The sequence below is a fragment of the Psychrobacter sp. M17(2026) genome (assembly GCF_055699815.1).
Window position 1 is genome coordinate 1,287,241 of the sequence record NZ_CM146741.1, and the last position, 13,265, is coordinate 1,300,505.

The following is a 13,265-nucleotide window of genomic DNA, read 5'->3' on the forward strand; positions in this document are numbered from 1 at the left end:
TGGTACTTAAGCAGCCTTGCTATTGTAACCAATTGAGCGAAAAGCAACTTTTAAATTGTCATTATGAGCATGGATCTTTTGTTCGATATTGGCATACTCATGCTTGAGCTTATCATCGACTTCATGCAAACGATCAGCAAACTCTGTCTTTTTCATCTCAATAGCTTTGGCTTTTAGCGCTTGCCATTCCTCTACTGTCTGAGTGAAAGCATCAAATTCAAACTTAATGCGATCTTGAAAAGCTTTCATAGTGTGCGGAATATCTAAACCACCAGCGAAGACGTTATCAATCTGCTGCTGCGCTTGTTTAAACTGCATTTGCACTTCAGCATGCTTGATCGTAGTATCATCAACAGTACGTAATTCAGTAGTTAAACCAACTTTTGATAATCCACCAATCAACCACTTAGTAGGATCATACTGCCACCATTTAACACCATTACGGTAATCGTACTGGAAGAAGTGATGATAGTTATGATAACCCTCGCCCCAAGTAAAGATAGCTAAGAAGAAGTTATCACGCGCTGTATTGGTGTCCGTATAAGGACGCGATCCAAACATATGGCACAAAGAGTTAATAAAGAAAGTAAAGTGATGAGTCAATACTAGACGTAATAAACCCGCTAGCACTAAAGTACCCCAAACATCACCAACTAACCAGCCGACCGCCGCAACCAAGCCAACGTTGGTAGCCAATACCCAAAGACCGTAGTATTTATGCTGAATCTGTAAAGTCTTATCTTTGGTTAGATCTGGAATGTTTTTATAATCAAAACGACCACTAGGATAGTTCTTAAGCATCCAACCTATGTGACTAAAGAAAAACCCACGCTTGGCTGAGTACGGGTCGTCCATGACATCATCAACATGACGATGATGACTACGATGGCCTGATACCCAGTCAAATGCTGAACCCTGAATAGCAAGAGTTGAGCCTAATAATAAAAAGTTTTTGACAATTGGATGCGCTTTATAGGCACGATGCGCGAGCAGGCGATGATAGCCTGCAGTGATACTGATACCCGTCCATACCATGAATGCACCAAAGATACCCCAAACAGGCGCACTAACTTGATGAGTCATTAAGTACCAAGGGGTAATAACTGCCGCTGCAAGTGGTGTCGCTATCAAAAAAGCAGCAGGAATCTTATTAATTGGTGAGTTCTTAAACTCAAGCTCACGAATATCTATAGGCTCACTAACAGATACCGCGCCATTACCTTTACTTATATCAGCGCTATCACCAGCAGCAACTTGCTCAGCGCCAGTCACCGTAGAATCCGCAGTTTTTTCAGCATCGCCATTCTCATACCACGTCTTAAGACGTAGTGCCTGAGTGCCTGCCGTTTGAATAAGTGTATCGCTAGATTTTATAGCTAAACGTAAAGTCTTAAGCGGTAAACCCATTACTGTTTTTGCAATCATGTAATATCCCTTGAGGTATTAGTTTCAGTGTTTATTTTACGCTATTAATGAGAGAAAGTGAACACCTATACACTATAAAAATCTTGCTAAATAACAATAACTTGTATGAGTTATATAACATAAGGCCTTAAAACCTTGTTGTCTGTCAGGAATTAAACAAAATGGTAAGAATTTATGTCAATAAGTAGATAGCAATATTGGATCAGTGGATTAAAGAGTGAGGGTGTTAATAGCTCATTTCAAGCCATACAGCCCTAATAACTGTGTTGGAATATCGGTAATAATCACATCGACTTGCCATCGAATCAGCTGTTTGACCATATCAACATCATTGACCGTCCAAGCACTGACTGGTAAGCCATAGCGGTGACAATGTTGAATCACTTGCTGATTGAGCAGTGGATAATGAATACCTAACTGCCCACAGCCCAATTGCAGGGCTGTATTAGGCGCTATACGTAGACTATTAGTCTCCTTTACTAATAGTCCTCGGGGAATGGTAGACAGTAGTTTATGACGCTGCAATTGGGCAAGCAGCTGTAGATCAAAGCTAGTGAGTACGATAGGTAAGCCGGCAAGAGGGCTATCAATGAGATAGCGGCATAGCGCGCGAATCAGATGCGGATAGCTAGTACGACTGTGGGTTTTTATCTCAAGCTCTATATGTGAGAATCGACTTAAGGGGTTTTTTATTTCAATAGTTGGAAACTTAGACGAGGATAATAGAGGCCACGACAACTTATCCAAAGTAATAATTTGATGACCCAGTTGCAGATGGCGCTGAATCTCAGCTAAGTTTAGCTGATCAATGCGTGATTGCAGCCCGCAAAGCCGCTGCAGAGTATCATCATGAAAAACGACTAAATGCCCATCAGCAGTCAATTGCACATCAAACTCAACACCAGCCAGTCCACGCGCTTGCAAGTTATAAGCATGCTGGAAGCCTTGTAAGCTGTTTTCTAACACCTCATGACGCGCACCGCGATGGCCTAACAGTCGGGTGTTTCTTAGCTCTAGCATAGTTATTCAAATTTTGTAGGTTTATCAGTTATTAGGGTCTATTGTTAAATATGTTTTCAGTAATTAAATAGGCTTTGAGTTAAGTACGCTCTAAACCTACGCTGATTTTATAGCTTTATTCAGGTGCAATGTTTGTTATGTTTTTGCAACTAGAGCGGAAATTTTGAGCTTTTGACTTTTTAAATTGGCATAGTAGTGGCCTGAGCTAATGAACATCTAAGCTAAACCCCGTATAATAGTTTTATTTTAGGAGCAGTATCAGTATGAGCATAGTGAATCATCAATGGATTAAAGGAACACAACTTGCTGGAGTCGGCCTGCTATGCAGTTTAGCTATTGTTGGCTGTAACCGCTCAGAAAAAGACGAGCTGGATGCCGATGAGGTGGTTGTGGTTAATGAAGAGACAGTCGCTCCCGTTATCGCTTGTGATAATCCATTGGTGCAAGATAAGCTCAAAGCAGCACTCAAGAATATTTTGAATCAGCAAGCGCAGAGCTTAGCTGCCAATTATGCCAATGCTACAGAAGTCAGTGTTAATGCTAATGCAATTACTAGCAAAGTTAGTCGTATCTTAATCGATGTACAAAACACGGCACTTCTCCAAGAAGCTAACGCCAATGGAATGACAACCTGTCAAGCCAGTGTCAGCATGACGCTAGCTAGTGAAGATCTATATCAGGCCAGCCAGTTGCAGTCCGCTAATAATCAGCCAAGCTTGCAGACGCGTTTGGCGCAGAATAACATCCGTATCAATAATAATATGCTCGTCGACGATGCGTTTAGTTATGTCGTCGGTACTCAAGGTGGTCAAGTGCAAGCTCGTATCATCGGTCAGCCAACGCTAGTTACTTTAGTGTCAGAAGTCGTAGCAGGCTCAGCAGTCAGTACTTTGGTATCTGAACGTCGCGCTACACAACAGCAGGCCGCCCAAGCTGAACGTCGCACCGCGGCTGCACGCAATAACGCCGCCCAAGCTCAGCGCCAACAGTCGCAAGAAGTTATACCACTTGAGCCTACGCGTCCCGCTCAACCTGTCCGTCCCGCTCAGCCTGCATCGCCACCAACCATCACTCAAGGCCCAGAGGTACAGAGCAGTACGCAAGCCGCGCCAGTAACTACTCCTAAGAGTGTGCCGAAAGATGAAAACATTGATATGGTCATTATCGAAGATGAAAGCGCTATTTATTAACTGGTAGAGCACTTAAAGTAATAAAAAAGCAAGGATTATGATGCCTTGCTTTTTTTATGTCACAAAAATAATGCTGATAAATTTTGAAGATATGCTGAGCAAATTTGACAAGAATATAAACTATGCTTAACAAACACTTTCACTTAAGGAGAGGCACTTGAGCGAGACATGGCAGCCAAAAGTTTGGATCGCAGTATTATTGGGTATTATCGTACAGCCCTTTGCTTTTTTGTATCTGAACAAGCTCGTGCTATTCTGGTTATATCTGATATTAGTTAGCGTTGTAAACCTATTAGACTGGCGATACCAAATGCATTTAAGCATTATTTTTATGGTTATTTGTCCTATCCATGCTTATCTAGTCGCCAAAAACTATAATGCCAAAACAACACGTAACTGGTATTCACAATGGTGGGGTATTCCAGCTGTCTATGTCGTTATATTTTCTACAGGGTTTTTGATACGTTCGTTCTTCTATGAGCCATTCAGCGTACCAGCAGCCTCTATGAGTCCTAGCCTTGAGGTAGGAGATGTGTTTATTATCAAAAAGCTAGGCTTCGGTGATTATGGTACTTATGGAATGAAGCTAATGGATACAGACTTGTCGGATGGTATCGATTTAAAGCGTGGGAAAATGTACGCGTTTTATCCGCCCAATTTAGATATACCTTATGTTAAGAGACTCATTGGCAAGCCTGGTGACGTTATAAAAATTGAGCAGAACAATATATCTGTCAATGGTTCTTTATTGAAGACCACTTTGATCTCTAAGGATCAGGAGTTTAACTACTATAATGAAGTCTCTGGTGTGTATTCATATCAGATAAAGACTACAGAATCAGGGTCACCTATAGAGGCCTCAACTACCACAGTTCCAGAAGATAACTATTTCTTTTTAGGCGACAATCGTGATAATTCTGCTGATAGTCGCTACTGGGGCACGGTACCTAGTACTGACTTCGTAGGTGAAGTGGCTTATGTGTTCGGTAAATAAGTGTTGAAAAACCTGCGCTCTTAATAGAGCACAGGCTATTCTACTTAAAGCTATAGATTATTTCTTAACATCCAAATCTTGCAACACTTGGCTATCCCATAAAACCTCAGATATGTGCTCGGGATTCGTGCAGAATCTAGCCGCAACGAATAGCCAATCAGATAAGCGATTGACTAAGCTGACCGCCGTACTGCGAATAGCTTTTGGGCGCTCTTGCTGTAATATTACCGCTTGGCGCTCGGCACGGCGACAGACAGTACGTGCTACATGCAGCTGACTGACTAGCACTGAACCTGTCGGTAGAATAAAGTCTTTGAGTGGCGGCAGATGAGCGTTCATCGCATCGATTTGCTGCTCCAACCAGTCGATGTGAGTAGGATTGATACCTTCGTATTCTGGCATTGCCAGCTCACCACCTATATTAAATAGCAGATGCTGGATGACGATTAGTGCTTGATTAAAGTCAGCGCCCGCTTGTGATTTTAATCGTTCTGGCAAAGCATTGTCGTCGTTTGCATGAGTGAAGTGCGCGCGTACTAGCCCAATATGAGAATTGAGCTCATCAATATCGCCCATCACACTAAACAGCTCATCGGCTTTGCTGACGCGGCTACCATCCGCCATACCTGTAGTGCCGTCATCGCCAGTACGGGTATAAATTTTGCTTAAACGATTGCCCATGATATATCCTCAAATTTATAAAGTTGATGCTAAATGATATGAGTTTCAGCGAGCCACAACTCTAGTTTATAGCCACTGCTTCATTAATACTCAGTCATGCTAAAGCCTTCATTGTAGTATTTTAACGCTATTTTCGCTAATATACAGGGTTGCAACAGTAAAGTAGCTATCTTTTCCAATTGTTAACGCAGATATAGTTACTAACGCAGATTGCGTGCGCTATGCGGCTACTTTTTTGTTACTACTATCTTAATTACTACTATTTTATTTAAAAGGCTAGTTTATTATGACCCTATCTCATGCCGACGCTACCTCTCAATTGATGATCTATGACTCATTGACTGCTCGTAAGCAACTTTTTACGCCACTAAAAGCTGGAAAAGTCGGCATGTATGTGTGCGGTATGACGGTTTATGATTACTGTCATATTGGTCACGCACGAGTGATGGTTGCCTTTGATATGGCAGTGCGCTGGCTCGCTCAATTGGGTTTTGATGTCAACTATATTCGTAATATTACCGATATCGACGATAAGATTATCGCGCGTGCCGCTGAGAACGGTGAAGACATAAGCGCCTTGACTCAGCGCTTTATTGCAGCGATGCATGAGGATGCTAACGCTCTTGGTTGCTTGTCACCAGATGCCGAACCGCGCGCCACTGATCATATCGACGATATGCAGCAGATGATTGAGGCGTTGGTCAAAGGCGACTATGCCTATGCGGCAGATAACGGCGATGTCTATTATGCGGTTGATAGTTTTGCTGATTATGGCAAATTGTCCAAGCGCAATCTTGATGAGATGCAAGCAGGCTCGCGGGTAGAGGTTGAGACCGTCAAACGCAATCCCTTTGATTTTGTGCTTTGGAAAGCGGCCAAGCCCGATGAGCCGCAGTGGGCATCGCCTTGGGGTCAAGGGCGTCCTGGCTGGCATATTGAATGCTCGGCAATGTCGACGCAATGCTTGGGCAACACCTTTGATATTCATGGCGGTGGGCATGATTTGCAATTTCCACACCATGAGAATGAGATTGCCCAGTCTGAAGCAGCGACTGGCTGCGAGTATGCGCGCAATTGGATGCATGTCGGCTTTATCAATGTCGATGGCGAAAAGATGTCCAAATCCTTGGGTAACTTTTTTACTATTCGTGAAGTTATGGCGAAGTTTTTACCTGAAACCGTGCGTTTCTTTCTATTATCAAGTCATTATCGTAGTCAAGTGAACTTCTCAGATGTAGTGTTAACGGATGCACATAATAGCCTAAGTAGACTATATCAAGCATTAAAAAATGTTGAGCAGCAGCAAGATCAAAAGCTAGAGCTTGACGATGAGATTGTTAGTAATGCTTATAGTAGTGCGGCAGGACAAGCGTTTATCACCGCGATGAATGATGACTTCAATAGCTCAGCGGCAATAGGTATATTATTTGGTCTGGCGCGTGACATTAATAAAGCGGTTAAGGCTGATGATGCCACCCAAGCATGGCAACTGGCAGGGCAGCTCAAGGCTTTGGCACAAGTACTCAATATATTACAGCAGCCCGTACAGCAGTTTTTGCAAGCCGTAATCGGTGATGAGCAAGAGAGTAGCCTTAGTGACGCCGATATTGATAGTCTCATCACCCAGCGCGCCGATGCCAAGGCCAATAAGGACTTTGCGCGCGCCGATCAGATACGGGCGCAGCTTTTAGATACTGGTATTGAGCTTGAGGATAGCCGTAGCGGTACGACTTGGCGACGTGCTTGAATTTTTAAATAGCTTTATAGACACAAACTAACAAATCAAGTCAGCTTCGCGCTGGCTTTTTTTAGCTAACTGTTTTAGCTTATGTGGTAATTTTCTCTGAAACATTGATCAAATGGCTATTCTTTATAAATCCAGTTCTAATAATCTTATGAATACTTATAATTCTCATAAAAGTGCCGCCAATAAAGCTTGCCAAAGTGACAGAGGGTCAAGCTATCATACAGCTCGGTATATAAGATTTAGCTGGCTATTACTCGTGCTATTAAGCTTAGGGTACATGCCAGCTTATGCTGACAATCAAACGTCAGCTGAAGTTCAAAACCAAGCTCCTACGCAGTCAAGTACTGAGCCTGACAATCTATTTGATTATGCTGAGAAGCAGCTTGATCAGCTCTCAGAGCAGGATATTGATCTCCCTGATAGCGTAGCAGATGTCTTTATTACCGATGATACAGAGGTAGCCGATCAGGCTGGTCAGCTGCAAGCAGATTCAGCACTGACTGGAGAGTATAATGAGAGCTACTACCTGTTAAAAACGCTGAATAGTGGTCTAAAGACGCTCTCAACACCCCCTAATTTGGCGACGCCACTCGCGACATTGGAGTTTTTTCAATCAGCGATTATAAAAGAGCAGTACGACTTGGCCGCCTATGCGCTAAATATGAATTTGCTCGATAATGACACCCAAGCCAATCGTAGCAGCGAGCTGGCTCAGCGATTGGATTTTTTATTAAATACCAAAGGTCTCTACGTTTTTAATAGTATGCCTGATCGAGCTGATGGTCTGATAGAACCGCCTATCGGCAGTAGCAGTAGTATCAGCGGTATTCCGCGCCGCTCCATTAAATTGGGCTATATCAATTATCGTGATCGACAAGTTCCGCTATTTATTGAGCGCGTGCGAGTGAATGACGAGGCTCCTATCTGGGTGTTTTCAGCACAGACCGTAGGTAATATAGATAATCTCTATGATCGGTATAAGCCACCAGAGTTTGAGCAGTACATACCTGAGTGGATGGTCTTAAGATTCTTTGGGATGGCTGTTTGGGAGTTCTTAGCGCTAGTATGTTTCTTTTTAGTCACTATGGGAATGGGTTGGCTGGTAAGTCGAGTGACTGGTAAGTTAGTCAACTGGTATGTTGGTGATGCAGCAGTAGAATCTCTTACTCATAGTAAAAGAAGCATTACCGAGTTTATCGATCAGTTAACCGTACCGCTGACTTTTACTATAGGCTTCTCGTCAGTATTCACTTTAGTCTCTGGCGGTTTTCCGTATATCGAATCCATCGCAACCTCAACTAGACCTATTATGTGGATAGGGCTGGTAGTCAGTGCTGTATGGCTAGGCATCCGAGTAATCAACTTTTTTGCTAATCGCTACAAAGATCTGCAGATCGATGGATTAGCCGATGATGAGTATGATAAGTATCGAGTGCGCCTCACTTACGTATCGGTATTTCGTCGTTTATTTATATTCGTCATGATCCTTGGTAGCATTTGGGTTGGGGTTAGTGAATTCACAAATATTGAAGGCTTGGGCACAACTTTACTGACCTCGGCTGGGATTGCAGGTGTCGTAATCGGTGTGGCTGCACAACCTACCTTGGGGAATATTATAGCGGGTCTACAAGTGGCTATTACTCAGCCAGTACGCATTGGCGATACTGTGATGATGGAGGGCGACTGGACTACTATTGAAGATTTGCGTTATACCTATGCGGTACTCAAAACTTGGGATGAGCGTCGTTTGATCGTGCCGATGAGGCATTTTGTTATCGAAATCGTTGAAAACTGGTCGCATACCGAGTCTCATCAAACCTGTGTGGTCTATCTGTTTGTCGATTATGGAATCGATATCGATACGGTTCGACAGAAATTTATAGAGGTTGTCAAAGCGCATGAGCTTTGGGATGGTAAGACAGACCCTGCGCTGATAGTAGTCTCTGTTAATGAAGAGACTATTAAGCTGCGCGGTGCACTAGCCTCTGATAGCCCTCTAAACGCTTGGACGCTTGAGTGTGATGTCCGCGAACGCATGCTCGAATACTTACATAATGAGCAAAAAGGCTATCTGCCTACTGAACGTATTACCCTCAAAGAGGCTCAATAATTCATTAGGTGACTGGCAAAGATAGTGCACTGAAATAATCATGCGGATAAGAGTGTTATTTGATATAATATGGCGTTATTTTAACGGGATAACTCAAGGCGTCTTACTATTTAAAGTTGTTCTTCAATAAGATAGTTTGATCGCTGATATGCTTTAGATACTGATAATCGATTGGCTACATTGGCGCAGTCGTATTCTAATAACTAGCTCATTATTGAGCTTAGTATCGAGAAGCTTGGTATCGAGCTCCCATCCATCAAAATAGCCACCATAGGGGTCTGTATGTTACGTATTGTCGATGAAGCCTTCACTTTTGATGACGTATTATTGTTGCCAGCTTATTCTGAAGTACTTCCAAAAACAGCTGACTTGTCTACACGCTTAACCAAAAGTATTACTTTGAATTTGCCACTGGTTTCTGCGGCGATGGATACCGTTACTGAGTCTGAAATGGCGATCACCATGGCGCAACTAGGCGGTATGGGTATCTTGCATAAAAATATGGATATCAGTAAGCAGGCAATGCAAGTTCGCCGCGTCAAAAAGTTTGAAGCGGGTACCGTCGTTGATCCCATTACTGTGCATCCTGAGATGACGATTGGGGAGCTGCTCAGGCTAACCCAAGATAACAATATCTCTGGTGTGCCTGTGGTTGAAAAGGGCACTGACAAAGTTGTCGGTATTGTCACCCATCGTGATTGGCGTTTTGAGACCAATCTGACGCTGCCAGTCAGCCATATTATGACGCCAAAAGATCAGCTAGTTACGGTGCATGAAGGCGAAAGCAACGAGAATATCAAAAAACTACTGCATGAACATCGTATCGAAAAAGTGATCGTCATTAATGATGATTTCCGCTTGCGTGGTCTGATCACGGTTAATGACTTTGCCAAAGCTGAAAACAATCCTAATGCTTGTAAAGATGATCATGGTCGCTTGCGAGTAGGCGCGGCGGTTGGCACAGGCGCTGATACTCAAGCGCGCGTTGAGGCACTCGTTGCTGCTGACGTCGATGTTATCGTAGTCGACACCGCACACGGTCACTCAAGAGGCGTCATCGATAAAGTCGCTTGGGTTAAGAAAAACTTCCCTCATATTCAAGTCATCGGCGGCAATATCGCGACAGGCGACGCGGCTTTGGCATTACGTGATGCAGGCGCTGATGCGGTAAAAGTCGGTATTGGCCCAGGTTCTATCTGTACCACGCGTATCATCGCCGGTATCGGTGTGCCACAGATATCAGCGATTGATAGCGTAGCCAGCGCACTACAAAACAGCATTCCACTGATCGCTGATGGCGGTATCCGTTATTCAGGTGATATGGCAAAAGCTATCGCCGCTGGTGCTTCTTGTATTATGGTCGGCTCACTGATGGCAGGTACGGAAGAAGCCCCAGGCGAAGTTGAGCTATTCCAAGGTCGCTACTACAAAGCCTATCGCGGTATGGGCAGCTTAGGCGCGATGTCTGGCGACAATGGCTCATCGGATCGCTACTTTCAAGATGCAAAAGATGGGGTTGAGAAGTTGGTTCCAGAGGGTATCGAAGGTCGCGTTCCTTATAAAGGTCCAGTCGCTGGTATCGTCAATCAATTGGTCGGTGGCCTGCGCTCATCAATGGGTTATACAGGCTGCGCTACTATTGAGGACATGCGTACTAAGCCGCAGTTCATCAAAGTAACCTCAGCAGGTATGAAAGAGTCGCACGTCCATGATGTACAGATTACCAAAGAAGCGCCTAACTACCGTGTTAGCTAAATCTTGGTAATCATTAAAATGTAGCTAATAACAGTCAACAGTGCTTGCTCATTGTTGGCTGTTTTTTTTGACTAATGTAATTATTCCCTAGATTGATTGAGGATTAATAAGTATTATATTTAACAGGTTTATAATATAAAAAAGGATATAAGTACAATGAGCTATTTTGGTACGGACGGTATTCGTGGAAGATTTGGTGAGCTGCCTATTACTCCTGATTTTATTCTCAAGTTAGGCTATGTGACGGGACAAGTACTGATAGAAAGCAATGGCAATAGCTCGCGTAAACCGAGTGTCGTCATCGGTAAAGATACTCGGCTATCAGGCTATGTGATCGAAGGCGCATTGCAAGCGGGCTTTAATGCGGCTGGAGTCGATGTGCATATGTTAGGCCCACTGCCGACGCCAGCTATTGCTCATTTGACCCGTAGCTTTAATGCCGATGCTGGGGTGGTTATCTCTGCCTCGCATAACCCTTATTTTGATAATGGTATCAAGCTATTTTCAGGTGATGGTAAAAAGCTCACTGATGCCATGCAAAACGCTATCAACGATAAGCTTAAAGCTATTATGGAAAGCACTGATGCAAGTGCCCTGATGCCGATAGTAGATCCTGCCAATCTAGGTAAAAACCATCGTATCGACGATGCTAAAGGCCGTTATATTGAATTCTGTAAGGGCAGTTTTCCTTATCAATACGATTTGGATCATTTGACCATCGTGATCGACTGTGCTAATGGGGCAGGCTATAGCGTCGCTCCTAGAGTATTGCGTGAGCTGGGTGCTACGGTAATCGCCATTAATAATACTCCTGATGGTCTCAACATCAATGAAGAGTGCGGCTCGACTCATCCTAAAGGGCTACAACAAGCGGTACTCGATCATAATGCTGATGTCGGTATTGGCCTCGATGGTGACGGTGATCGTATCGTTATGGTCGATGATAAAGGTCGACTGATCGATGGTGATGGCATCCTTTATATATTGGCGACACAGGGCGTTCAGCAAGTCGCTGGCGTGGTCGGTACTTTGATGACCAATATGGGACTTGAGCTGGCGCTTAATAGACTCGATATTGGCTTTACCCGTGCTAAAGTTGGTGATCGTTATGTCATGCAAGAGCTTGACGCTAACGGTTGGATATTAGGCGGCGAGCCATCAGGGCATATATTGTGTCTGGATAAAAGCCGTACAGGAGATGCCATCATAGCAGGCTTGCAAGTACTAGCCGTTATGCAGTCTCAAGATAAAGCATTAAGCGCAATGCTAGAGGGCTTTGAGGTATTACCGCAAAAGCTTGTAAATATACGCCTAGCGCAAATGCAAGATCCGTTCACTTATCCTGAGCTAGTAGCTGCATTTGATAAAGCACGTGATACTTTAGAAGGTCGCGGGCGTCTGCTTATTCGTCAGTCAGGTACTGAGCCGATGATTCGAGTGATGGTAGAGTCTGATGACGAGATAGAGTGTGATGTGATGGCTAATGATTTAGCCGATCATATTAAGGCTGTGCTAGGTTAATGCAATTTTATTGCAGCGAGTAATAACTAAAGCTAATAATGATTAAGGCGAATAAGGAAAAACTATGAGCATGGACTTTACCGATCAGCGTTTATCATACGAAAAAGGAGTTTTGGATCAGAACTCAGTACCAATATCACCATTTGAGCTATTTAAAACTTGGATGGATGAGGCATTAGTACAAAAGGTAAAAGAGCCTTATGCGATGAGCTTAGCCACTTGCGGCGCAGATAATAAGCCTAGTGTACGCATCGTACTCATGCGCGAGATTACCGAAACAGGTATCGTGTTCTATACCAATTATGACAGCGCCAAGGGTCGAGACATCGCTGAGAATCCAAACGCTGAAGTCTTATTCTTCTGGAATGAGCTTGAGCGCCAAGTACGTATCAGTGGCTCTATTGCCAAAATTGACGCGAGCAAATCTGCGGACTATTTCCATAAGCGCCCACACGATAGTCAGCTTGGCGCGTGGATTAGTGAGCCACAAAGTGGCGAGGTGGCAAATCGCGCGATTATGGAAGATAAGTTTGATCAGCTAAAAAGCGACTATCCAAAAGATAGCGTTGTACCAGCGCCAGAGTTTTGGGGTGGTTATGAAATCACTATTGAGAGTATCGAGTTTTGGCAAGGCCGCGCTAACCGTGTACATGACCGTATTGTCTATACCCAAGATGATGCTAATAGTTGGACGACTAAGCGTTTATTGCCATAGTAGCGCACTGATTATTGAAAAAATGAAAGCCACTCTGAGGCTCGTAAGGTGAAGGTTTAGAGTGGCTTTTTTATGCCAATTATTAATTGACTAATCGCACCTTGTTA

The 13,265-nt window shown here is 43.7% G+C and carries 10 protein-coding genes; 7 read left to right on the forward strand and 3 right to left on the reverse strand.

Features of this window, described 5'->3' with window-relative positions; all coding sequences use genetic code 11:
• Positions 1-6: 6 nt before the first annotated feature.
• Both ACR63T_RS05450 and ACR63T_RS05455 read right to left on the reverse strand, forming a co-directional pair.
• Complete coding sequence (locus ACR63T_RS05450; RefSeq protein WP_472785013.1) at positions 7-1,425, reverse strand: acyl-CoA desaturase; 1,419 nt, start codon at positions 1,423-1,425, stop codon at positions 7-9.
• A gap of 234 nt (positions 1,426-1,659) precedes the next feature.
• Positions 1,660-2,445 carry a glycerophosphodiester phosphodiesterase gene (locus ACR63T_RS05455; RefSeq protein WP_472785014.1) on the reverse strand — a complete coding sequence of 262 codons (786 nt, stop codon included), beginning with the start codon at positions 2,443-2,445 and terminating at the stop codon, positions 1,660-1,662.
• A 263-nt stretch (positions 2,446-2,708) separates the two neighbouring features.
• Between ACR63T_RS05455 and ACR63T_RS05460 the strand changes: the two genes are divergently transcribed.
• Positions 2,709-3,635, forward strand: a complete 927-nt coding sequence (locus ACR63T_RS05460; RefSeq protein ID WP_472785015.1) for a hypothetical protein — start codon at positions 2,709-2,711, stop codon at positions 3,633-3,635.
• Between the two features lie 157 nt (positions 3,636-3,792).
• The gene (gene lepB, locus ACR63T_RS05465; RefSeq protein WP_472785016.1) at positions 3,793-4,629 is read left to right on the forward strand and encodes a signal peptidase I; all 837 of its coding nucleotides are present in this window, start codon (positions 3,793-3,795) and stop codon (positions 4,627-4,629) included.
• 57 nt (positions 4,630-4,686) lie between these two features.
• On the opposite strand, the gene ACR63T_RS05470 is transcribed toward lepB, so the two are convergent.
• Positions 4,687-5,310 carry a cob(I)yrinic acid a,c-diamide adenosyltransferase gene (locus ACR63T_RS05470; RefSeq protein ID WP_472785017.1) on the reverse strand — a complete coding sequence of 208 codons (624 nt, stop codon included), beginning with the start codon at positions 5,308-5,310 and terminating at the stop codon, positions 4,687-4,689.
• A gap of 286 nt (positions 5,311-5,596) precedes the next feature.
• Here ACR63T_RS05470 and cysS point away from each other — a divergent pair, with 286 nt between their 5' ends.
• The 5 genes from cysS (at position 5,597) to pdxH (ending at position 13,158) form a co-directional block, all read left to right on the forward strand.
• Positions 5,597-7,057: a cysteine--tRNA ligase gene (gene cysS, locus ACR63T_RS05475; protein ID WP_472785018.1), complete on the forward strand. Its 1,461-nt coding sequence runs from the start codon at positions 5,597-5,599 to the stop codon at positions 7,055-7,057.
• A gap of 277 nt (positions 7,058-7,334) precedes the next feature.
• Positions 7,335-9,167 carry a mechanosensitive ion channel family protein gene (locus ACR63T_RS05480; protein WP_472785019.1) on the forward strand — a complete coding sequence of 611 codons (1,833 nt, stop codon included), beginning with the start codon at positions 7,335-7,337 and terminating at the stop codon, positions 9,165-9,167.
• Between the two features lie 282 nt (positions 9,168-9,449).
• Positions 9,450-10,922 carry an IMP dehydrogenase gene (guaB, locus tag ACR63T_RS05485; RefSeq protein WP_305900021.1) on the forward strand — a complete coding sequence of 491 codons (1,473 nt, stop codon included), beginning with the start codon at positions 9,450-9,452 and terminating at the stop codon, positions 10,920-10,922.
• A 156-nt stretch (positions 10,923-11,078) separates the two neighbouring features.
• Positions 11,079-12,443 carry a phosphoglucosamine mutase gene (gene glmM / locus ACR63T_RS05490; RefSeq protein WP_305900022.1) on the forward strand — a complete coding sequence of 455 codons (1,365 nt, stop codon included), beginning with the start codon at positions 11,079-11,081 and terminating at the stop codon, positions 12,441-12,443.
• Between the two features lie 70 nt (positions 12,444-12,513).
• Entirely contained in the window at positions 12,514-13,158 is a 645-nt protein-coding gene (pdxH, locus tag ACR63T_RS05495) for a pyridoxamine 5'-phosphate oxidase (RefSeq protein ID WP_472785237.1), read from the forward strand.
• The last annotated feature ends 107 nt before the right edge of the window (positions 13,159-13,265 follow it).

Bases quoted from the DNA above. Each gene is read 5' to 3' on its own strand.
- ACR63T_RS05450 (WP_472785013.1), bottom strand. From the start codon at position 1,425: ATGATTGCAAAAACAGTAATGGGTTTACCGCTTAAGACTTTACGTTTA.
- ACR63T_RS05455 (WP_472785014.1), bottom strand. From the start codon at position 2,445: ATGCTAGAGCTAAGAAACACCCGACTGTTAGGCCATCGCGGTGCGCGT.
- ACR63T_RS05460 (WP_472785015.1), top strand. From the start codon at position 2,709: ATGAGCATAGTGAATCATCAATGGATTAAAGGAACACAACTTGCTGGA.
- ACR63T_RS05470 (WP_472785017.1), bottom strand. From the start codon at position 5,310: ATGGGCAATCGTTTAAGCAAAATTTATACCCGTACTGGCGATGACGGC.
- cysS (WP_472785018.1), top strand. From the start codon at position 5,597: ATGACCCTATCTCATGCCGACGCTACCTCTCAATTGATGATCTATGAC.
- ACR63T_RS05480 (WP_472785019.1), top strand. From the start codon at position 7,335: ATGCCAGCTTATGCTGACAATCAAACGTCAGCTGAAGTTCAAAACCAA.
- guaB (WP_305900021.1), top strand. From the start codon at position 9,450: ATGTTACGTATTGTCGATGAAGCCTTCACTTTTGATGACGTATTATTG.
- glmM (WP_305900022.1), top strand. From the start codon at position 11,079: ATGAGCTATTTTGGTACGGACGGTATTCGTGGAAGATTTGGTGAGCTG.
- pdxH (WP_472785237.1), top strand. From the start codon at position 12,514: ATGGACTTTACCGATCAGCGTTTATCATACGAAAAAGGAGTTTTGGAT.